This is a genomic window from Klebsiella sp. 10982 (assembly GCF_048589245.1).
Lineage (GTDB): Bacteria > Pseudomonadota > Gammaproteobacteria > Enterobacterales > Enterobacteriaceae > Klebsiella > Klebsiella quasivariicola.
Genome location: NZ_JBMAXV010000013.1, coordinates 58474 through 80275 on the forward strand (window position 1 = coordinate 58474; position 21802 = coordinate 80275).

The window sequence follows — 21802 nt, forward strand, 5'->3', positions numbered from 1 at the left end:
ACTCCTGTTGCGCAGTGCTTATTGTCTTAATCGATGCTTTCTAAGTTGTATTTTTTGATCAGCGCGGCATATTGGCCGTTGGCTTTCAGCGTGGCCAGGGTAGCCTTGATCGCCTCCGCCAGCGCGGTGTTGCCTTTGGCGACGTAGATCCCCAGCGGCAGCGGGTAGACCAGGCGCGTAGAGCTTATCCCCAGGCGGCCGCGGCTCTTGTCGACGATGATCTGCGCCGCCGGGGCAATCTCAAGCTGGGCGCCGATGTTCTTCGACAGCAGCGCCTGCGAGGCTTCCGGCGCCGTTGGGAACTCCTGAATGGTGATGGCCGGTTTGCCGTTTTTCAGGCACCACTCATCGGAGTGTTTTTTCAGGCTGGTCACCCAGGTGGTGCCTGCCTGCAGACCGACCTTCACACCGCACAGCTCATCTTCGGTTTTCGGCTGCACCGCGCCGCCCTTCAGGGCGATGATCGACGCGCCGGAGAGGGCGTAAGGGATGGCGTCGGCCTGTTTCTGGCGCTCCGGCGTCACGTACATCCCGGAGATCACCGCATCATATTTCTTGCCGATGCCGAGGATCAGGCTGGTGAACTTGGTGTCGATGAGCTGCGGTTTGGCCTGCAGATGTTGGGCGATCAGCGCGGCAAACTCCGGGTCGAGACCGACGATGTTGTTATTGCTGTCATAGGACTCAAACGGCGGGTAGGTGACCTCCATCCCCACCTTAAAGACGCCCTCGGTCAGCAGTTCCGCCGCCTGGGTGACAGGGGAAAAACAGGCGCTGACGGCGAGGGTAAGCGCGACACGGCGCGAGATTTTTTTCAGGGTGCTAGTCATCATGGATCCTCACGGGTGGTTAGGGGTTTTTTGCTGTGCCTGTTTTTTCAAATGGCCAAACGTATTGGTGCCGCGCGCGCGCTCCGGTAGCTGAAGTTCACCGCGATTGACCTTCTCGCGCAGGTAGCGATAGGTTTGCAGCGCCTGGCTCCACATATGCTCCCCGATGCTCAGCTCCTGATATTCACCGGCTTCGCCGGCGGCGAGAAAGGTCGGCAGCGGGCGGATCAGCGTGTGGTAATCGCAGGCGAAAAACAGCGGGAAGGAGTACCGCTCCTGCGGCACTTTGCGCACCCGGTGGGCTGTAGCAACAAATGTGCCAGCGCTGAGTACTTCCAGCATGTCGCCGATATTGATCACGAACGCCTCTTCTCCGGCGGCGTTCTTGACGGGAGGTGCATCGATCCACACGCTTTCTTCATTGAGGACTTCAAGGCCGGGCTGGTCGGCGAGCAGCAGGGTGAAGCACTCATAGTCGGTGTGTGCACCAATTCCGGGAACATCTTCGACGCTGGCGTCGAATGGGTAATGGATCAGCCGCAGCTTGGCCGGCGGGCAGGTCACCATCGGTTTGAAATACCCTTCCGGCAGGCCGAGCGCGAGGGCGAAAGCATCGAACAGGCGGTGGCCGAGGGCGAAAACCGCGTCGTAGTAGGCCAGCACCCGCGCGCGGAAATCCGGCAGATCGGGCCACTCGTTGGCGCCGATCAGCGGCGTACCGGCGAGCACCAGCGGATGGTCATCCGCTGCCTGGAAGCCGATATCGAAGGCCTCTTTATGGTCCGGCTTGCCGGCGCCGTAGATCTCTTCTCCTTCCGGAACATAACCCTTATGGCTTTTGGAGTGGCCGATGTAATAGTTCATCTTCTCCTCCATCGGCAGGGCGAAGATCTGCTTCGCCGCCTCGCGGACGCCGGCGATCAGCGCCGGGTCGATGCCGTGGCCGGTGATATAGAAAAAGCCCACCTCGCGCGCCGCGCGGCCGATGGCGTCGGCCACCGCCTGGCGCCTGGCGAGGTCGTCGCCGGCCAGATCGCGGATATCGATGGTCGGGAGTTCAGTAAAAGCGTGCTTCACGGCGGTCATGGCTGCGGTTCCTGTTCAGTGAGCGATAAAAACTGCTGAAAGTGGGCCTGCTGGCGCGCGGCCATCCAGGCGTTGAGCGACCAGAGATCGGCCACCGGAACATTGGTGAACGGCAGATGGTGCAGATAGCCGTCGGCGCCAAACTCCGGGGTCAGGGTGGTCTGCGGGTAGCCGCGCTGGCGCTGTGAATGCCAAACCTGCTGCCAGAAGCGCTCGGCAAAGGCCAGCGCCGGCTGATACTCCGGCGCCGCCGGGTGCGGCACCTGCGGCCCCTGGTCGTAGCCCACCCGGGCCTGCACGTGATGCACGCGGTCGATAAAGGCGCTGAAGTCATCGCAGGGGTCATCCAGCAGCCGCTCGCTGACCACCACCCAGTGGCTGATGTCGGCGGTAAAGCGCAACTGGGGGAGCTGCTGAACGATCTCCAGCGTGAGCCACGGGCTGTACAGCGAGGTGGCGCGATGGGTTTCAAAGCTGCAGGTCAAACCAAACCCGGCGGCCAGCTCGTGCGCCTTGCCGAGAAAATCGACCTGCTGCGCCAGCGGCCAGCGATCGTTGCCCGCCAGCAGATTGACAAAGCGCGGGTTGAGGCTGCTGGCCTCGGCGAAGCGGGTCTGCAGGCGCGCCAGATGCTGCTCGGGCGTTTCATGCTGGGCGGGGAGCACCCCGCCGCCGCTGAAAAGAATGGCGATATACTCCAGCCCCGACGCCTGCAGGCGGTCGGCGAGCTGCCGCCGCTCGGCCACCGTTAACGGCACGCGGGCTTCGATACCGCAGCAGCCGACGCGCTGCAGTTCATCCAGCGTTTGCGGCCAGGGGGTCGTCACTCCCCAGAGGGTGCGAAAGCATTTCAGCTCCATGGCGGCTACCTCAGGCGTACTTCACGCCGGGCAGGACGCAGAGCATCTCGTACAGCAGGTTGGCCGCCAGCTGGGAGGTATTACCGCTCACGTCGTAGGGGGGCGAGACCTCGACCAGATCGGCGCCAATCAGATTCAGGCCGCGGCAGCCGCGGACGATCTCCAGCGCCTGAATGGAGGTCAGACCGCCAACTTCCGGCGTCCCGGTTCCTGGAGCCCAGATGGGATCGAGGCTATCGATATCAAAGCTGAGATACACCGGCCCGTCGCCCATCTGCTGGCGGACTTCGGCCATCAGCGGCACCAGCGAGGTATGCCAGCACTGCTCCGCCTGCACCAGGCGAAAGCCCTGGTCAACGCCCCACTGGAAGTCGCCGGCGGCATAGCCCTGGGCGCGCTGGCCAATCTGCACCACCCGTTTGAGGTCGAGCAGTCCCTCCTCAACGGCGCGGCGGAAGGTGGTGCCGTGGGCGATTTTCTCTCCGAACATCTCATCATTGGTGTCGGTATGGGCGTCGACGTGGATGAGGCCCACCGGACCATGTTTTTTGGTCAGCGCCCGCAGGATCGGCAGGGTAATGGTGTGGTCCCCGCCGAGGGTCAGCGGGATCAGCGGATAACTATTCAAACCGGTGTAGTAATCTTCGATAATTTGCACCGATTTGAGCAGGCTGTAGGTATTGATCGGCACATCGCCGATATCAGCCACCGACAGCGAGTCGAACGGCGCGGCGCCGGTCGCCATATTGTACGGACGGATCATCACCGATTCGGCGCGAATATAGCGCGGTCCGTAGCGCGTGCCCGAGCGCTGCGAGGTGCCGATATCCAGCGGAATGCCGACAAATGCCGCGTCAAGTCCCTGTAAATCTTCGATAAAAGGCAGGCGCATCATTGTGGCGCGGCCGGCGAAGCGTGGCATCTCATTGCCACCCTGCGGTTGGTGAAAGAGGTTATCCATGTCTGCTCCTGAATCTGACGGATGAAACGTAACAGGAGAGATAGTGCGCAACCCGCGCTGGACTTTACATCGTCTGACGTAAATACTCAGTTCATTTATTGGTGAACTAAATACGATGCATCACGACGCCAGCCTTAATATTCGCCAGCTGCAGGTTTTCGAGGCGGTGGCCCGCCTGGAGAGCTATAGCCGGGCCCAGCAGGAGCTGGGCATTTCGGTCTCCGCCATCAGCAATGCGATGTCGCAGCTGGAGGGACAGCTTGGCTTCACCCTCTGCCAGCGCGGGCGCGGCGGCTTTTCCCTGACCGAGAAAGGCCAGCAGTTTTTACAGCAGGCGATCCGCGTGCTGAGCGAACTCAATGAGCTGGAGCGGCAGTCGGCGCTGCTCAAAGGGGAGCACAGCGGCACCCTGTGCATCTCGACGCTCGACTCCATCGAGACCGAAACGGCGCTTTCGCTGCCGGTGGTTCTGCGCAGCTTCAGCGACAAATTTCCCCATGTGCATATCAAACTGATTATTCGCACCCCGGCGGAGCAACTTAACGGCGTGCTGAACAACCATATCGACCTGGCCATCGGCAGCTACAACTCGCAGGTGCATAACATCATCAGCGAGCCGCTGTACCGCGAACAGCACTGGCTCTACTGCAGCGATCTGCACCCGATGTTCTTCAGCCGTCAGCTGGATAAAGAGCAGATCAGCCAGTGCCCGCTGGTGACCCGCAGCTACTGGAACACCAGCGACCTGCGCCGCCGGGGCTTCAGCAAAGGCAGCGCCACCGTCGAGACCGTCGACGCCCAGCTGCTGCTGATCCTCTCGGGGAAATATATTGGCTATCTGCCGGAGCATTACGCCTGGCCGTGGATCAAAGAGAACCGCCTGCGGGTGCTGCTGCCCAACGAGTTTGGCTTTCAGTCGCCGTTCTCGGCTATCTGTAAGCGCGGGCGCAGCAATGAGCCCTATCTGAAAGCGTTCCGTGACCTGCTGAAGAAAAACACAGTGGCGCGGCCGAAGTGGAATTATTAAGCGGGGCGGGCGCTTCCCTGCGCCGGGGTGGTGATTTTCGCGCTTAGCGCGCTGCCCGGCGGGGACGCTTTTCCTGTTCAAAAAATGAACGGTAGCCGGTAGCCCGCCCGGGCTGCGGCTGCCAGGCAACTGCCTCCAGGTTATCCACAGGGTTAGGCGCCGCTGGTGTGGACAGGTCATCCACATTAATGAGCACGTTGCCCTGTGCTTTGGCCTGCGCATCCGTACTGACAAATAGTCCCTTGCCCGCATGGATAACGCCACGTTCGTCGGTACGACGTTCCGTGCCCTGAGCGCGCGATTACCCATTACACCTGTACTGATATCTCCTCCAACGTTGATGGCGACGTTTTTCGTAGCCGTCATTGGTATATGCTCACCGCTGGTCAGCGCTATCCCTTCCGGGGCAGAACCTTGATCAGCGGCTGAAGCCGCTGATCAAGCATCTATATCTGGCCGTCGATATTTATCTACTTCTCTAAATACTTCTTTTTCATAACACCGCAAATGACCACTACGGCATATCCGATCGAGCACGAGAAAAGCATCAAAATAACTCGAAGTGGATTTGTACCATACCATGAAAAGATCATATAGATAATAACCACACAAATAGCCAACAAAGAGTGCTTTACCTTTATAAAAGCAGAGAGAAACACCACAGGGATAACAATAAACCTCATATATAATATTACAAAACCTAGTGTAACCCCTCTGCTTCGCGGGCTAAAATGAGCCATATACCATTCGTATCCCAATTTATGTACCAAAAGGACAAAAAAACAGCCTAGAAATGCTATTGCTGTATTTATGACAATGTTTTTATTTTTTCCAGATACCATATTGCATCAACTCATTATTATTAATTGGATCACCAAGAACCTGTGGGTTTACTGGATGATGAGTCTCTTCTACAACGATGGCAGGATATGTTTGCTCAGAAGATTTGGATTTATATGTAAAGCTTTTGCTTGCAAACAAAGCCCCTCTCAAAACAAAATAATTATCGTATTCATTAGAGTAATCCACATTCCCAGTTAGCGTCCCGGTACCCCATTGAATTCCGGTCTGTACTGTCTTAGTTATGCTCTGTTTACTACGGTAGGTATCGACAGCAAAGGGAATCTGGCCTACGGCATCGGTCCAGTAAGGTATGCCAGAGATCAAGACTAAAAGATAACCTGCTCCACCTTTTGGATTTTGTTTCCAGTCACCTTCCATATTTTTGTAAAAACTATAAGATGGTCTATCCACCAAGGAAAACTTTGCTATGTCAGCCCAAGAGAATATTTTGTAAGCCTCTTTAGCATAGTCCGCCTCGTTTACATAAAGCAACTCACGGTAGTTGTCAGCTAATGGTTCAAACCATTGATATCTAAATTTATCATACAATTCTTGAGCCGTCATAATTTTAAAAGAATCCTTTTCACCTCCTCTCAAAACGAACAAAACATCTGCATTTTTTCTTGTGATTATTAAAATGTTAGGTACGTCGACCTCATGGGCTTCTTCGTCTTTTTCAGGAGTAGTATTTCCTTTTATACCTAATTCTGTCTTTCCATCTTTTGTAACGACTAGATAGGGTTTGCCATCGATTTCAATATTTATTTTTTTTCATTAAAACATCACTCAACTTATAAAGACCCAGTACTCAGATTCACTATCACTCTTGGTGATATAACCACTCGTACCTGAACCGGAAAGTAATTCTGCTCCTTCAACAGTTTCAACCCTAAAGTTGATATCAGAGGAAAAATGAAGTTTTCTATCGAAGTATTGGGTTATCATTTGCATCTGCTTCAATGAGTCAAGTGGCTGAGTGCTTGCCCCCGCTGCCATCGTCCTTTTCACCCGGCGCAGATACGTCGCCGTCGTGCCGTACTCGATTTTACCTGCCTCCAGCCGCAGATAGCTCCCGCCGCCAATCAGCGTGATGCGTTTCTTTCCGGCAAACGTGATATCGCTCTCCGAGGTCAGGGTCAGCTTTTTCTCCGCAAACATCCGCATATTTCCGCTCTGCGCCTGCATCTCCACCGGGCCTTCGCTGTTTTTCACGCTCAGTTGGCCGGCCCGGGCGAACAGCCCCAGTTTCTCTCCGGCCAGCGCCGTCATATTGCCTATGACGCCGACGCTGATATCGCCTCCGGCATTGATGGCGACATTCTTCGTGGCCGCCAGCTGCAGATGCTCCCCGCTGCTGAAGGCCATCCCCTCCGGAGCGGAAAAGAGGAGTGCCTCATTCAGCGGCTTCAGCCGCTGCTCAAACATCCGTATCTGGCTGTCGATATCCGCCTTCAGCGCCTGCGCCTGCTCCGCCGCCATCTCCAGCTGTTGCAGCTGCTGGTTAAGCCGGTTGATTTCCTTCAGCGCGGCGTGCATATCCAGCACGTCACCTTCTGCTTTTGGTTGTGCGTCGGCGCTGACACACAGCCCTTTCCCGGCACGGATGACGCCATATTCATCGGTGCGCAGTTCGGCGCCGGTACCGCGGGGCTGCTCCTGGTTGTCCACCAGATGTCCGGTGTTCAGCTGGGTTCTGCCGTACTCTGTGGCGAGTTTGATGTGCTCTTCGCCGCGCCGGTCCTCCATCCGCAGCTTGTTGTTCGCCGGAGTGCGCAGCACATTGCGGGTGTGGTTGTCGCGGGTGACGGGGTCAGGGTGTTCAGAGTCATGCAGGGCATAAGCGATGTACGGCAGGTCGATATCGCCGTTGCTGCAGGCAATCGCCACTTCGGTGCCGTCAGTGAGTGGGGTATGCCAGCCATATGTTTCGCCTGCATACGGCTTCGCCATCCGCAGCCACAGGTACGCAAATCCCGGCTCTGTCGTTTCCCGGTCAAAGTCCAGCTTCACCCGGTAGCGGCCCTGGTCATCCAGGTGCGCGTAAATATCGTCCTTCTCCCGGCTCTCGATGCGGGCAGGCAGCGTGCCGTGGATTTCCGGGCGCGGAACCTCAGCAGGACGGTAACAGTAACGTTCGCTGTAGGGCATGCCTTCGACAGTAACGTGCAGGCGGGTGTCACGGGCGGCATGGTAGTTCACCGTTGTAATGATGACGCCTTCCTGTAGCGCCCGGATGACATTCCCCTGCGGCTCCAGCACCTGGCCCGGCGTCAGGCAGGCGCGTTACTCTCAAGACTGACGCGGGCCCATGCGTTCAGCTTGCGCTCATGATGGATACGCGCGTAAAACGCGCCGGATTCGGTTTCCGGCTCCGGAGTGGTGTCGTCCCCCGCCTCCCGGTACGGCTCTGCATAGCGGTAGTGCTCCCCGGCGGTTGTCGCCTCACTGCGCACGGAGACGGAGGCATCCATCGGCATCGTGGCTGTCCGGTAGTTGTAGTCCCGGGTGCTGACCCTGCCCGGCACCACCTGATAACGGGTGCGCACGCCCCACACCGACTCCTCTGCACCGTCATACAGTCCCGAGGGTTCGCAGTACGGCAGGCGCACGTCAAACCGGTAGTTCAGCTGGCTGTCGGCAAAAATATACATATCCAGACCGCGCTCGTCGTCCATCTCCGTGCGCCAGTAAATCCCCACTTCGGAGAGAATACGCTGAATGAACTGCAAGTCGGTTTCCCGCCACTGGGTCATCAGCTCACGCGGCGGATAGGTGCGCTCCAGGCGGAAATCAAAATCGGGGCCTTCCAGCCCGTGGCCGCGCAGCACCTGCTCAACCACCTCCGGAACCGAAAGGTTCTGATACACGCGGCACTGGCGGGTACGCTGCAGTAGCGTCAGACGTGCACTCAGCACCACCTGATAGTGAGACTGATCGGCAGTGGTGGAGAGCCATTTCAGGTGGGTGATGATGCCGTGCACCGCTTTGCCGCTGCGCATGCGCAGGGTGGCGTATTTCAGCAGTATATGTTCCGGGGCGATACGGGCCTGCGGGGTGGTGAATTCAATATCCCAGCTAAACGGTGCGCTGAGCGCTTCCCGGCCGGTGAAGTTCAGTACATCTGGTTTCACCGCGCTGTCGTTAATCTCCAGAAGATAGCGCGGCTGCCCGTCAAACAGCGCCAGCCAGTTATCCATAACAAGGCCCCTGTTACCTCAGTGATAGTTAGGCTGGTTATAGTTTCATCGGGGTGATAGCCTGTAAATACCTGATACGGCCAAAAGTGCAGAATAAGAAATTGTTTAAAGGAGAGGGGCTCTTTCTTTAGGAAACCCTCAATTGCAGGGCGGTAAGAAAGAGATGCAAGCCGAGGAAAGCGTACTGCGATGGTGACTACTTCGATTTATAGTCCTCATGTTGGCGCTGGTTTTCCGGAAGTTGATCGTTTACTTAACCGCAGATTGCTTCAAAAAAATTCCCGTATTTGTTATATTGTTGTTCATTGATTATTCACCTCTGCGGTGCCAAAAAGAACAAGATTCACCGCAACCCAGGACAATACCATGTTAGATTACCGCTTCCCGACAGCTTTGCAGATGGTTCTCAGCGTAGCAATGGCGGAGCAGATGGGTGAACGTTCGACGAGCGCGATTCTGGCCTATGGTCTGGAAGCCAATCCGAGCTTTATCCGTAAACTAATGGTTCCGCTAACTCGTGACGGCATTATCGTCTCCACGCTTGGCCGCAACGGCTCAATTCATCTTGGCCGTCCGGCGGACAAGATCACCCTGCGTGATATCTATCTTTCGGTTATCGAAGATAAAAAACTGTGGGCGTCGCGTCCTGACGTCCCGGCCCGCTGCGTGGTCAGCGCCAACGCCTGCTGGTACTTCAAATCGGTTGCCGATGAAGCAGAGCAGGCTTCGTTAAACGTCCTCGCTCGCCATACCGTGGCCAGCGCGCTGGAGGCGGTCAAAAACGCCGATACCAGCGGCTGCGACCCGGTGCCGGAAATGATCGCCCGCTTTAAAAAAGCGCATTAATCATTTTCTGGTGACGAAAAAAAACCGCCTTCAAATTGTGAAGGCGGTTTTTTTGTTATCTGCTGCAGGCTAGGCGGGCAGATCCTCCTGGACCGGCTTCCTGCGGGTCACCAGTTTCCGCAGCGTCACGTAAAACACCGGCGTCAGGAACAGACCGAAGAGCGTCACGCCCAGCATCCCGGAGAATACCGTGATCCCGGTGACGCCGCGGACTTCCGCCCCCGCGCCGTGGCCGAGGATCAGCGGAATGGTCCCGGCGATAAAGGCGATGGAGGTCATCACGATCGGGCGCAGACGCAGGCGGCATGCCTCCAGCGCGGCTTCCATGATCCCTTTCCCCTGGATCTCCAGCTCGCGGGCAAACTCGACGATCAGAATGGCGTTTTTACAGGCCAGGCCCATCAGGACCACCAGACCCACCTGCACGAAGACGTTGTTATCGCCCCCGGTCAGCCAGACGCCAAACAGCGCGGAGAGCATCGTCATCGGTACGATAAGGATCACCGCCAGCGGCAGGGTCCAGCTTTCATACAGCGCGGCCAGCACGAGGAACGCCAGCAGCACCGCCACCGGGAAGACGATCAGCGCCGTGTTGCCCTGGGTGGCCTGCTGGAAGCTGAGATCCGTCCACTCAATATTCATCCCATTCGGCAGGATCTGCTTCGACAGCTCCTCCAGATGCGTCATCGCCTGTGAAGAAGAGAGGACCCGCGGATCGGCATCGCCAATCAGGTCCGCCGCCGGATAACCGTTGTAGCGGATCACCGGATCCGGCCCGTAGGTGGTACTGATATTCACCATACTGCCGATCGGCACCATTTCGCCCTGATTATTGCGGGTGCGCAGATTGGCGATATTTTCCACGCTCTCGCGGTATGGTCCGTCAGCCTGGGCCATCACGCGCCAGGTACGCCCGAACTGGTTAAAGTCATTGACATAAGACGAGCCGAGATAGGTCTGCAGCGTACCGAATAGCTCGGTTAGCGATACCCCCTGCGCTTTCGCCTTATCGCGATCGACCTGCACGTCCAGCTGCGGCACGTTAGCCTGGTAAGTCGAGATCGGGAAGTGCATCCCCGGCGTCTGCATAATCGCCCCGGACATCGCATTCACCGCGCTTTGCAGCGCGCCATAGCCCAGCCCTCCGCGATCCTGGATGTACAGGGAGTAGCCGGAACCCTGACCCAGACCTAAAATCGGCGGCGGCAGGATGGAAAAGCCAAAGCCCTGCTGGATTTGCGCGATTTTGGCGTTGATCTCCGCGTTAATTTCCGCCGCCGTGTGTTTGCGCTGGTCGAACGGTTTCAGGCCAAAAAAGACCGTCCCGGTATTCGGCGTGTTGGTGAACTGCAGCGCGTTAAGCCCCGGGAAAGCGACCGCATAGTCGACCCCTTCGGTATTCATCCCGATCTCGCTCATTTTGCGGATCACCGCGTCGGTGCGCGCCAGCGACGACCCTTCCGGCATCTTCACGCCGCCAATGAGATACAGCTTATCCTGGGTGGGAATAAACCCGCCGGGGACGACTTTAAACATTACCCCAGCGGCGCAGAGCAGCAGCAGATACACCGCAAACACCGCGCCACGGCGTCCGAGGGTTTTGCTCACCAGCCCCTGATAGCCGTTCGAGCTGCGCAGGAAAAAGCGGTTAAACGGACGGAAAATCCAGCCAAACAGGCGATCGATCAGCCGGGTAGGGAGGTCTTTCTTCGCGCCGTGAGGCTTTAACAGCAGGGCCGCCAGCGCCGGGGAGAGCGTCAGCGAGTTGATGGCCGAGATCACCGTCGAGATGGCGATGGTCACCGCGAACTGTTTGTAGAACTGTCCGGTGACCCCGGAGAGAAACGCCATCGGCACGAACACCGCACACAGCACCAGCGCAATGGCGATAATCGGCCCGGAGACCTCACGCATCGCCTGATGCGCCGCGGCAAGCGGCGCAAGCCCCTCTTCGATATTACGCTCGACGTTCTCCACCACCACGATGGCGTCGTCCACCACGATACCGATAGCCAGTACCAGCCCGAACAGGCTCAGGGTATTCAGCGAGAAGCCCAGCAGATAGAGAATGCTGAAGGTACCCACCACCGATACCGGCACCGCGATCAGCGGGATAATCGACGCGCGCCAGGTCTGCAGGAACAGGATCACTACCAGCACCACCAGCACTACCGCCTCCAGCAGCGTCTGCACCACCGCGCGGATGGAGTCGCGCACGAAAACCGTCGGGTCGTACGGCGCCGCCCATTGCATATCTTCCGGGAAGCGGGTGGCCAGCTCGGCCATTTTGGCGCGTACCGCGTTCGACAGATCGATGGCGTTCGCCCCCGGCGACTGGAAGATACCGATCCCGACCGCATCCTTATTGTTGAGCTGGGAGCGCAGCGCATAGCTGCCGGAACCCATCTCGATGCGCGCCACGTCGCGCAGGCGGACCAGCGAGCCGTCCTGCGCCGTTTTCAGAATGATATTGCCAAATTCTTCTTCGGTATGTAGACGGCCCTGAGCGTTAATGGAGATCAGGAAATCGCTCTCCTGCGGCAGCGGCTCGGCGCCAAGCTGTCCGGCGGAGACCTGGACGTTTTGCTCCTGCATCGCCGTCACCACATCCGAGGCCGTCAGGCCGCGGGCGGCCACCTTATTCGGATCCAGCCAGACGCGCATCGCGTATTCACCGGAGCCAAAAATCTGGATCTGGCCGACGCCGGGCAGGCGCGCCAGCTCATCCTTCACTTTCAGCGTGGCGTAGTTGCGCATATATAGCGAATCGTACTTCCCGCCGGGGGAGAACAGATGCACCACCAGGGTCAGCGTCGGGGACTGTTTCTGGGTGGTGATGCCCAGACGGCGTACATCCTCCGGCAGACGCGCTTCCGCCTGCGCGACCCGGTTCTGCACCTGAACCTGCGCCTGATCCGGGTCGGTACCCGGGCGGAAGGTGACGGTGGTGACCAGCACGCCGTCGGAGCCGGCGACCGATTTCATGTACATCATGTTTTCAACACCGTTGATCGCTTCCTCCAGCGGCGTCGCCACGGTCTCGGCAATCACTTTCGGGTTGGCGCCGGGATACTCCGCGCGCACCTGGACGCTGGGCGGGACGACGTCCGGATATTCGCTCACCGGCAGCAGCGGGATAGCGATTAACCCGGTGATAAAAATTAAAATCGACAGCACCGCGGCGAAAATCGGCCTGTCGATAAAAAAGCGGGAAAAGTCCATGGGTTGAATTCTCTGATTAGGGATCAGTTGAGGGTGGCGCTGGAGGTCATGGCAACGGTTTTGGCATTCACCGGCATACCCGGCATAAACACTTTTTGTAAGCCGTCGACGATGACGCTATCCCCAGGATTCAGCCCCTTCTGAACGATGCGTAAACCGTCTGCCAGCCGCCCCGGGGTAATATCGCGTCGCTGCGCTTTACCATCTTTATCAACGATATAGACGTATTTACGATCCTGATCGGTCAGTACCGCTTTGTCGTCGATCAGCGTGGCTTTGAACTCGGCGCTGCCCGGCAGACGCACGCGGGCAAACAGCCCCGGCGTGAACAGACGCTGCGAGTTATCCAGCAGCGCGCGCATGCGGATGGTGCCGGTACTCGGCGTTAACTGATTATCGAGAAAATCCACTTTGCCCTGGTGGGGGTAACCTTCCTCGCCAACCAGGCCAATCTCCACCGGGAGCGCCTGATTATCGCTGGACGCCCCTTGCCCGCGACGGGCGAGGTTTTGATAGTGAAGGTAGGTTGACTCGTCGACATCAAAGTAAACGTATACCGTCTTCTGCGAGACCAGAGTGGTGAGCACGCTGGCGGTGTCGCCCGCGGTGACCAGGTTACCGCTGGTGATCAGCGCCCGGCTGGCGCGGCCGTCAATAGGGGCGGTCACTTTGGTGAAGTCGAGGTTAAGCTGCGCGGCATCCACTGCCGCCTGCGCGGCGCGAATATCAGCCTGCGCCTGAACCGCGGCTGACCGGCGCTGCTCCCACTCTTCACGGGAGACAAGATTGGTATGGACTAATTTATCGGTGCGGTTCGCCTCGCTTTGCGCCAGGCTGGCCTGCGTTTTGGCTCTCGCCAGCGTTGCCTGCGCCTGCTCCAGCGCGGCGCGATAGGTTCTGTCATCTATCGTGAACAGCACCTGGCCCTTTTTCACCTCCTGACCGTCGGTGTAATTCACTTTATCAATATATCCCGAGACGCGAGGGCGAAGCTGAACGCTCTCCACCGCTTCAATGCGACCGTTAAAACTATCCCACTGACTGATCGACTTCACCAGCACCTTAGCGGCGCTGACCGCCGGGGCGGGTGGCGCAGCATTCTGCGCGACACTGTCGTCGCAGCCGACGAGCAGAAAGGAGAGCATCATCGCGCCGAGCGCGGTCAGGTGAATGTTTCCCCAGGTTTTTTGCAGGCTCATTATTTTTATTCCGGTAATTGTAGCCGCCGGGCAAGACGCAGCGTGAGAGACCGCGCCACTTCCTTTGTCCGGGCTGGCTTAAGGCCATTTGTGTCGATCATCGCCACAAAACTGTAACAATTTCGAATACACTATCGCGGCGATTGTAGGAAGGCGCTTAACTAAGTGCAAGAATAATTGTTGCACTTTATGTGCGGTCCAGGGGGGAGACAAAAACCGCGATCCTGGCGTGGATTTAAATGTAACAATAAAACTTGCATTTTGTGTAAAAACAGGCCACCTTTAAATGCAACTGACAAAGATGCTTTTAACCGGCCGCGAGGGGGAAATATGATGAACACTGGCGCCATCATTCAGGATCTGATCGACTGGATCGACAACCATCTTGATAGCCGTCTGGATATTGACACCGTTGCCCGACGATCCGGCTATTCGAAGTGGCACCTGCAGCGGATCTTCAAAGAACATACCGGGCAGCCCCTCGGAGAATATATTCGGGCGCAAAAGCTGCAAAAGTCGGTTGAACGCTTAGCCCACAGCAACGAGCCGATCCTCAACGTGGCGATCGCCCTCGGCTTTGACTCCCAGCAGTCCTTCAACCGCAGCTTCAAACGTCAGTATGGCCAGGCGCCCGGCGTCTGGCGCCGGAGTATCAGCCGCTCTGCTGCGCAGGCATCTCATCATTGAGCTGCATGACCGGGGAGGGTCAGTCCTGACCCGGTCCATGATCGAACTTGCTGCCTTTGCCGATGGCATAGAACTGCCCGCCTGCGACATAGTGAACGGTCCGTAGCTCGTCCGGCGCATCATCAAAAATCCAGTGTCCGTTACGGAATACCCGGTCATCGCTCCAGGCGGCGACGATGTCGCCCAGAAACAGATTGTGTTGCTGCTGAATGTCCGGGTAGGGCATCACTTTGCACACCAGCCAGCCGGCGCAGCCTGCCACGAGGGGGATGTCGAACCCCGGCTGATAAATGAAGGGGATGGAGTCATTTTTATCCGGCGCGTCGGCATAGCTGCGCCCGCCAGCGTAGAGGACGGTTGCCATCTGGCTGACTACAGGGATCTGCACCACGAAATAGCCGCTCTTTTCCACCAGCTGACGTGTGAAGGCCTGGGGGCCGATATAGGCCACCACTTTTCGCTCGCCTGCCAGCCCAACCCAGGCGGCTGACATGACATTTTCGACGCCATCATATTTTGCGGAAATCATGGTGGTGGACCCGACCTGCAATAAACGATAGGCCTTACTTAATTCGACAGGCTGAACGGACATGGTTTTTCCTTTATGCGTGTTATTTAACGTTATGATTCTCTGGATATTTATTGAGGGCATGGCCATTTTGGGCCCCTCACGCGATACCCATAGCGCAACGATACGCCAGGCTATTAAGCGCAAAAAGGTGCGTAAATTGTTTTCATTATTCATAATTAACGAATAATCATGCCGTCTGTCGGTAAGTTGCTTGCTTCAGGAGAGAAAGAAGGTGGATCGTATCCAGGCTATGCAGATGTTTATGCGCGTCGCGGAGGCAGGGAGCTTCGTGCGCGCCGCGGAAACCCTTTCCCTGCCTGCCTCCACTGTCACCAGTACCATTAAAAACCTTGAGCAATACCTGAAGGTGCGGCTGCTGAACCGGACCACAAGGCGCGTGAGTCTCACTCCGGAAGGGCTGCAGTATCTGGCGCAGTGCCGGGAAATTCTCGCCCTCATCGAACATAGCGAATCCAGCCTGAGCGAGTCTGTCGCGCGGCCTCAGGGGCGCCTGCGGGTTGATATGCCCGCGGGCATCGCGCATTTCATCGTCATGCCGCATCTGCCGGACTTTTACCGGCGCTATCCCGATATCTACCTGATGATCGGCGTCAGCGATCGCCAGGTCGATCTGATTCAGGAAGGTGTCGACTGCGTGATACGCATGGGAGAGCTGAACAACTCCAGCCTGGTGGCTCGCCCTCTGGGCCGCTTTCGCTGGGTAACCTGCGCGTCGCCGTACTATCTCAGGGAATATGGCGTGCCGTCGTCACCGGAGGCGCTCTCTAAGCACCGGGCGGTGCATTATTTTTCCGGCCAGGCGAGACGGGCCGATGAGTTCCGCTTTGTTCGCCACGGCGAGACCTTTTCTGTACCCGTCAGCGGCAACGCCGCGGTGAATGAAACGGGGCTCTATATAAAAATGTGCCTGGCGGGCTTCGGGCTGGCGCAGCTGGCGGAGAATATCGTTGCTGACCACCTGCAGGAGGGGAGACTGGTGGAAGTGCTGACGGACTGGCAGCCGCCCCCGGTACCCGTCACATTGCTCTATCCGCACCAGCGCTTTCTCTCTCCCGCTGTACGGGCGTTTGCTGAGTGGATGAACGAGGTGGTTTGAGGGAGGTATTGCTTCCGATATAGCGCGTCGGGAGCCCCGCCAGGGAGGGGAGGGTTCCAGCAGAAATATCTGGTCTGCTGATGAATCGCTGGATATTCTGTAATGCTTTGTCTTTTTTGTGAACAGGAAAAAGTATGCTTAATACGCTACCCGATTTACACAGAAGTTTTGCAGAGCAACTGAAGCTTAAATTACAGTCTGATTCGCGGATCCACGCCCTTCTCGCCGGCGGCTCGTTTATCCATGGCGGGTTTGATCAATACTCCGATCTGGATTTCGTGGTGGTGGTCGACCCTTTCTATTATGACGAAATCATGGCTCAGCGTATGGCGTTCGCCGGAACGCTCGGCCATCTGCTACATGCTTTCACCGGGGAACACGTCGGTGAGCCTCGCCTGCTGATCTGCCTGTTTGGCCCGGAACTTCTGCATGTCGATCTGAAATTTATCACCCTGGACATGCTCACTCAGCGCGTTGAGGAGCCTGCCGTGCTATTTACCCGTGATAGCGATGCTCTCGAGCGACAGCTGGCAAAATTTAGCGCGCACTGGCCGAATATGACGCCGGAGTGGTTTGAGTCCCGAGCCTGGATCTGGCTGCATTATGCCGTGGTTAAACTGGGCAGGGGCGAACTCTTCGAAGCGCTGGGGATGCTGTCTTTCTTCCGGGAACAGGTGCTGGGGCCGATGCTGTTCCGTCGCGCCAATCTACCGCAACGCGGCGTTCGTCGAATAGAAGCCCTCGGCATTGATCCCGATGGCCTGCTGACTTCCACCCTGGCATCGCACGATCGTCACTCTGTCGGGATTGCCATTCGAAGGGCTGCTGACGCTTATGTCACTCTGCGGGCTGATGCGCTGCCTGACAATATTGCAGACGATGCGGCGCGTCGGGCGGTCCTTGCCATGCTGGACGCGTATTCTGCCAAGGGGTAAATCTATCCCTCCGGCCGCGTCCGCGGCCGGAGTGTGAAAGGGTTGTGCGAGTGTCGTGGGAGGTCTAATTCTGAGAGGGGGGTTGGCGGGTAATTGGTAACGCGAAAACAACAGAGCTTTTCGTTGGGCCCATCAATGGGCCTAAAAGGTGCGGGTTTAATGAGTTCTCTTCGGACGTCGTGGGGCAAATTGAGGGCACAAAAAAGCCCGCAGGGCTTGCGCCGTGCGGGCTTTCAGGACTTCATCGGATGACTCTGGTAATCACCGATGGAGAATTTTGGTGGAGCTGGCGGGAGTTGAACCCGCGTCCGAAATTCCTACATCCTCGGCACTACATGCTTAGTCAGTCTTTACATTCGCTTGCCAGCTGCGGACAGACACGCCACTAACAAACTAGCCTGATTAGATTTAACGCTTCAACCCCAGGCAGGGCATCCACGCGATCTCTTTTGGGTTTGACCTCTCTTTGATCCCCGTCTTAAGAGCGGAAGCTAGGGAGAGAGGGCTCAGAGCAGGTTATTAAGCTGCTAAAGCGTAGTTTTCGTCGTTTGCGACTATTTTTTGCGGCTTTTTACGAGGCCAACCGCCCCTCGGCATGCACCTTGGGTTTCGCAAATCCCGTCGAATCCAGAATCAGCCCCAATGTGTAGGTCAAGTATAACAGATTTGTGAATGTCGTTACCAGCCCCATTACGCAGGATTGTTTCAACGGGGTGGACGAAAAAGCAGCATCAACAAGGATATAGCGTAAGGGCCAGCGAGAGCTGGCCCTCAGGGGAGGGGGTTAACGTCCGGCGTGCTTCATAATACGCGCCTTGTCCAGCGCCCATTCACGATCTTTCAGGTCGGTACGCTTGTCGTGCTGTTTCTTACCTTTGGCGACGCCGATTTTCACTTTGCACCAGGCGTTCTTCCAGTACAGCGACAGGGCGACGACGGTGTAACCTTCGCGGTTAATGCGGCCGTACAGCGTGTCGAGTTCGCGCTGGTTGAGCAGCAGCTTACGGGTACGCGTCGGGTCGCAGACATAGTGGGTGGAAGCCACGGCCATGGGCGTAAAGTTGGCGCCGAACAGGAAGGCTTCGCCATCCTTCAGGATGACATAGCTATCGCCGATGTTGGCTTTGCCTGCACGCAGGGATTTGACTTCCCAGCCCTGCAGGGCGAGACCAGCCTCGTATTCATCTTCGATAAAGTATTCGTGACGGGCGCGTTTATTCAGCGCAATGGTGGCTGATCCAGGTTTGTGGGCTTTTTTCTTAGTCATAATGTCCTGAAGTCATCGTCTTATACACAGTTACCTCGATCGCATCCTGCGAGGTGTACTGCGCATCTTAGCACGAGTTGCGGCACAGCGTTTTTTTTAGCAGCAGATAAATGATATTATTTGCACTGTGTTTAAATGTGGAACCTGCTATGCCTCAGATTAGCCGTACTGCGCTGGTGCCTTTCAGCGCGGAACAGATGTATCAACTGGTAAACGATGTGAAGTCCTATCCTGATTTTCTGCCAGGCTGCACCGGTAGCCGCGTGCTGGAATTCGGGCCGACGCAAATGACGGCGGCGGTTGATGTATCCAAAGCCGGCATCAGTAAGACCTTCACGACCCGCAATACACTGACCAGCAACCAGAGCATTTTAATGAGCCTGGTGGATGGCCCGTTCAAGAAGCTGATTGGCGGCTGGAAGTTTATCCCGTTGAGCCCAGAAGCGTGCAAAATTGAGTTCCATCTCGATTTTGAGTTTACCAATAAACTGATTGAGATGGCTTTTGGCCGGATCTTCAAAGAGCTGGCCGCTAACATGGTACAGGCGTTCACTTCGCGCGCCAAAGAGGTTTACAGTGCCGGCTAATATTCGTGTTGAAGTCGCCTACGCGCTGCCTGAAAAGCAGTACCTGCAGCGGGTCACCCTGGACGAGGGGGCGACGGTCGAGCAGGCGATTATCGCCAGCGGTCTGCTGGCGCTGCGTGATGATATCGATCTGGCGAAGAACAAGCTGGGTATTTACAGCCGTCCGGTAAAGCTGCATGACGAAGTTCACGACGGCGACCGGGTGGAAATCTATCGTCCGCTGATTGCTGACCCAAAAGAGCTGCGTCGCCAGCGGGCAGAGAAAAGCGCTGCGAAGTAACCTGCAGTAGCAGACCAGTTATCAGCCATAAAAAAAGCGCTCATCGAGCGCTTTTTGCTTTTCCGGGCCTTACTGACTGGTCAGCGCGGGCTTGTTATCAATGTTAGTCAACACACCGCCGCTATTGAAGGTCAGGGTCAGGGTCTGCTGAGTCACTTTCTGGTGGCCCGGCTCCTGACGGAATACATAGAACCAGGTATTGGTGCCGAACGGATCCGTCATCATTGGCGTCCCCAGAGCATAAGCAACCTGCTGTTGCGTCATACCGACACGAATTTTCGCTACATCGTTTGGTGCCAGATAGTTACCCTGGTTGATGTCAGGACGGTAAACCACTCGTTCCAGAGTGGAACAGCCTGCGGTCAACATAAGAAGAACCGCTGCGGCAGCAGTCAGCGTTTTACAGCGCATAGTGATTTGATTCCTTTTTGGGCCCGAGCAGTACGTGGCTCATCTGTAATATGCCGATAATAATAGACCTTCGCCCCGTTGGAAACCTCCGGCTGCAGGTCAGCAGGCAATTTGCTGTTCACTATGACCCTGTGAAAATCAAAAAGTTTACGCCGCAAGCAACTCTTTCGCGTTCGCCAGGGTGTTGCGCGTGACCTCGCTACCGCCCAGCAGGCGAGCCAGCTCCTGTAAGCGAGCACGTTTATCCAGCGGCTGCATATGCGTTTCGGTCATCTCGCCATCGGTCTCTTTGCAGACAAAGAAATGATGGTGGCCGCAGCCCGCAACCTGCGGCAGGTGGGTCACACACATCACCTGCGTGGACTCGCCCAGCTGGCGCAGCAGCTTGCCGACCACGGCGGCAGTCGGGCCGCTGATGCCGACATCCACTTCGTCGAAGATGAGCGCCGGGGTTTCCATTTTACGCGCGGTGATCACCTGAATCGCCAGCGCAATGCGCGACAGTTCTCCACCGGAGGCGACTTTGGCGATCGGCTGCAGCGGCTGACCCGGGTTAGTGGTGACACGGAACTCAATATGATCGGCGCCGTCGGCGGTCAGATGGCGTTCATCGAATGCGACCTCAATCGCGAATACCCCGTGCGGCATCGAAAGTGAGTGCATACTCTCGGTAATAAGCTGGGTCAGCTCGTCGGCGCTGGCCTGGCGCAGGGCGTGCAGCTGGCGCGCGGTCTCCAGCGCCAGCTGATGATGTTCAACCACCTGCTGGCTGAGGGATTCCAGCGAGCCGGCGCTGTCGTCCAGCAGGCGCTGCTCTTCCAGCATCGCCTGGTAAACCGCCGGCAGCTCTTCCGGCATCACCTGATGCTTACGCGCCAGCGCGATTTGCCGGGAAATCCGCTGCTCAAGTTCGAACAGACGGTTCGGATCGAGGTCCAGACGGTCGTGATAGTGGCGCAGCTCGTCGCTGGCCTCGCTGAGCTGTATGGTCGCTTCTTCCAGCATATCCAGAACGCCGGAAAGCTTGCTGTCCATACCCACCAGCTCGCTGACCAGCTGCTTCGCGGTATAAAGCTGGCTCTGCAGATTGGCCTCTTCGCCGTCGGCGAGCAATGTCAGGGCGTGCTGGCAGGTGCTGAGCAGCTGCCCGCTGTTGGCCAGGCGCTTGTACTCTTCGTCAATCTGCTCGAACTCTCCTGGCAACGGGTTAAATTCGTTCAGCTCTTTAAGCTGATACTGCAGCAGATCGGCACGGGCAGCGCGCTCCTGGCTTTGCTGCTGATGCTGGGCCAGCTCGCGGCAGCTTTGGTGCCACTGGCGATAGTGCTCGGCCATGCGCTGAGTGAGCACATACTCACCGGTATAGCCGTCGAGCAGGGTTTTCTGGTGTTCGGGTTTGGTCAGCAACTGGTGGGCATGCTGGCCATGGATCTGGATCAGCAGCTGGCCCAGCTCGCGCAGCTGCGAGAGCGGGACGGCGGTGCCGTTGATAAAGCCGCGCGAGCGGCCGTCGGCGCTGATCACGCGACGAAGTAAACACTCACGCCCGCTCTCCAGCTGGTTCTCTTCCAGCCAGCGCTGGGCGGCTGGGGTGTCTTTCAGCGCGAAGCGCGCGCACAGGTCGGCACGGGTGGCGCCGCGACGCACCATGTCGGCTTCTGCTCTGCCGCCGAGGCACAGCCCCAGCGCGTCGATGGCAATAGATTTCCCGGCGCCGGTTTCCCCGGTGATGGCGGTCATGCCGCTGTGGAAATCAATTTCCAGTTCACGAACGATAGCAAAATTACTGATGGTGAGTTGCGCCAACATAGCTGCCTTCCTGTATGAAAAACCAATACTGTGTTTTCGTACAGTATAGACTGGTTTTTTATCCAGT

Annotated in this window: 19 protein-coding genes, 1 other RNA gene and 2 pseudogenes; 7 read left to right on the top strand and 15 right to left on the bottom strand. The window is 57.3% G+C overall.

Annotation, left to right across the window (positions count from 1 at the left end; genetic code table 11):
- Positions 1–26 precede the first annotated feature (26 nt).
- Genes ACKLKD_RS12700 through speB form a run of 4 tightly spaced genes read right to left on the bottom strand, consistent with a single transcriptional unit; the run spans position 27 to position 3737 of the window.
- The gene (locus ACKLKD_RS12700; RefSeq protein ID WP_025713543.1) at positions 27–830 is read right to left on the bottom strand and encodes an ABC transporter substrate-binding protein; all 804 of its coding nucleotides are present in this window, start codon (positions 828–830) and stop codon (positions 27–29) included.
- A gap of 9 nt (positions 831–839) precedes the next feature.
- On the bottom strand, positions 840–1916 hold the full coding sequence (locus ACKLKD_RS12705; protein ID WP_025713544.1) for an isopenicillin N synthase family dioxygenase: 1077 nt from the start codon (positions 1914–1916) through the stop codon (positions 840–842).
- Positions 1913–2776: a sugar phosphate isomerase/epimerase family protein gene (locus tag ACKLKD_RS12710; RefSeq protein ID WP_087805253.1), complete on the bottom strand. Its 864-nt coding sequence runs from the start codon at positions 2774–2776 to the stop codon at positions 1913–1915. Before ACKLKD_RS12710 ends, ACKLKD_RS12705 begins: the two co-directional genes overlap by 4 nt.
- 10 nt (positions 2777–2786) lie before the next feature.
- Positions 2787–3737, bottom strand: coding sequence for an agmatinase (speB, locus tag ACKLKD_RS12715; RefSeq protein ID WP_025713546.1), 951 nt, complete (start codon positions 3735–3737; stop codon positions 2787–2789).
- 115 nt (positions 3738–3852) lie between these two features.
- On the opposite strand from speB, the gene ACKLKD_RS12720 reads away from it, so the two are divergent.
- Positions 3853–4764, top strand: coding sequence for a LysR family transcriptional regulator (locus ACKLKD_RS12720; protein WP_002914199.1), 912 nt, complete (start codon positions 3853–3855; stop codon positions 4762–4764).
- Positions 4765–4807: 43 nt separating this feature from the next.
- On the opposite strand, the gene ACKLKD_RS12725 is transcribed toward ACKLKD_RS12720, so the two are convergent.
- From ACKLKD_RS12725 to ACKLKD_RS12740, 4 genes and pseudogenes are all read right to left on the bottom strand, one after another.
- Positions 4808–5020: a hypothetical protein gene (locus ACKLKD_RS12725; protein ID WP_077254024.1), complete on the bottom strand. Its 213-nt coding sequence runs from the start codon at positions 5018–5020 to the stop codon at positions 4808–4810.
- A 44-nt stretch (positions 5021–5064) separates the two neighbouring features.
- Positions 5065–5175, bottom strand: a pseudogene (locus ACKLKD_RS12730) (DUF2345 domain-containing protein); the annotation flags it as partial.
- 411 nt (positions 5176–5586) lie between these two features.
- Positions 5587–6171 (bottom strand): hypothetical protein, encoded by a 585-nt coding sequence (locus ACKLKD_RS12735; protein ID WP_051459246.1) that lies wholly within the window; start codon positions 6169–6171, stop codon positions 5587–5589.
- A 222-nt stretch (positions 6172–6393) separates the two neighbouring features.
- Positions 6394–8804, bottom strand: a pseudogene (locus ACKLKD_RS12740) (type VI secretion system Vgr family protein).
- A gap of 366 nt (positions 8805–9170) precedes the next feature.
- Between ACKLKD_RS12740 and ACKLKD_RS12745 the strand changes: the two are divergent.
- On the top strand, positions 9171–9650 hold the full coding sequence (locus ACKLKD_RS12745; protein WP_000888203.1) for an RrF2 family transcriptional regulator: 480 nt from the start codon (positions 9171–9173) through the stop codon (positions 9648–9650).
- Between the two features lie 69 nt (positions 9651–9719).
- On the opposite strand, the gene oqxB is transcribed toward ACKLKD_RS12745, so the two are convergent.
- Both oqxB and oqxA read right to left on the bottom strand, forming a co-directional pair.
- The gene (gene oqxB / locus ACKLKD_RS12750; protein ID WP_080924746.1) at positions 9720–12872 is read right to left on the bottom strand and encodes a multidrug efflux RND transporter permease subunit OqxB; all 3153 of its coding nucleotides are present in this window, start codon (positions 12870–12872) and stop codon (positions 9720–9722) included.
- A gap of 23 nt (positions 12873–12895) precedes the next feature.
- Entirely contained in the window at positions 12896–14071 is a 1176-nt protein-coding gene (oqxA, locus tag ACKLKD_RS12755; RefSeq protein ID WP_025712647.1) for a multidrug efflux RND transporter periplasmic adaptor subunit OqxA, read from the bottom strand.
- Between the two features lie 333 nt (positions 14072–14404).
- Here oqxA and ACKLKD_RS12760 point away from each other — a divergent pair, with 333 nt between their 5' ends.
- Complete coding sequence (locus tag ACKLKD_RS12760; protein WP_087805273.1) at positions 14405–14758, top strand: helix-turn-helix domain-containing protein; 354 nt, start codon at positions 14405–14407, stop codon at positions 14756–14758.
- A 19-nt stretch (positions 14759–14777) separates the two neighbouring features.
- Here the strand turns inward: ACKLKD_RS12760 and ACKLKD_RS12765 are convergent, their stop codons facing one another.
- Positions 14778–15350 (bottom strand): flavin reductase family protein, encoded by a 573-nt coding sequence (locus tag ACKLKD_RS12765; RefSeq protein WP_008806104.1) that lies wholly within the window; start codon positions 15348–15350, stop codon positions 14778–14780.
- Between the two features lie 211 nt (positions 15351–15561).
- On the opposite strand from ACKLKD_RS12765, the gene ACKLKD_RS12770 reads away from it, so the two are divergent.
- Both ACKLKD_RS12770 and ACKLKD_RS12775 read left to right on the top strand, forming a co-directional pair.
- Positions 15562–16446: a LysR family transcriptional regulator gene (locus tag ACKLKD_RS12770; protein ID WP_080924745.1), complete on the top strand. Its 885-nt coding sequence runs from the start codon at positions 15562–15564 to the stop codon at positions 16444–16446.
- 134 nt (positions 16447–16580) lie between these two features.
- Positions 16581–17381 carry a hypothetical protein gene (locus ACKLKD_RS12775; RefSeq protein ID WP_080924744.1) on the top strand — a complete coding sequence of 267 codons (801 nt, stop codon included), beginning with the start codon at positions 16581–16583 and terminating at the stop codon, positions 17379–17381.
- Between the two features lie 278 nt (positions 17382–17659).
- On the opposite strand, the gene ssrA is transcribed toward ACKLKD_RS12775, so the two are convergent.
- Positions 17660–18022: a transfer-messenger RNA gene (gene ssrA / locus ACKLKD_RS12780) on the bottom strand.
- A gap of 143 nt (positions 18023–18165) precedes the next feature.
- The gene (gene smpB, locus ACKLKD_RS12785) at positions 18166–18648 is read right to left on the bottom strand and encodes an SsrA-binding protein SmpB (protein ID WP_002914164.1); all 483 of its coding nucleotides are present in this window, start codon (positions 18646–18648) and stop codon (positions 18166–18168) included.
- 149 nt (positions 18649–18797) lie between these two features.
- Here smpB and ACKLKD_RS12790 point away from each other — a divergent pair, with 149 nt between their 5' ends.
- Positions 18798–19235, top strand: coding sequence for a type II toxin-antitoxin system RatA family toxin (locus ACKLKD_RS12790; protein ID WP_004145683.1), 438 nt, complete (start codon positions 18798–18800; stop codon positions 19233–19235).
- A complete protein-coding gene (locus ACKLKD_RS12795) occupies positions 19225–19515 on the top strand; it encodes an RnfH family protein (RefSeq protein WP_004145682.1) in 291 nt (96 codons plus the stop codon). The genes ACKLKD_RS12790 and ACKLKD_RS12795 overlap by 11 nt, the downstream gene beginning before the upstream one ends.
- 69 nt (positions 19516–19584) lie before the next feature.
- Here ACKLKD_RS12795 and bamE read toward each other — a convergent pair whose 3' ends face one another.
- Both bamE and recN read right to left on the bottom strand, forming a co-directional pair.
- Positions 19585–19926: an outer membrane protein assembly factor BamE gene (gene bamE / locus ACKLKD_RS12800; protein ID WP_002914160.1), complete on the bottom strand. Its 342-nt coding sequence runs from the start codon at positions 19924–19926 to the stop codon at positions 19585–19587.
- A 147-nt stretch (positions 19927–20073) separates the two neighbouring features.
- Entirely contained in the window at positions 20074–21735 is a 1662-nt protein-coding gene (gene recN / locus ACKLKD_RS12805; protein ID WP_080924743.1) for a DNA repair protein RecN, read from the bottom strand.
- Positions 21736–21802 lie beyond the last annotated feature (67 nt).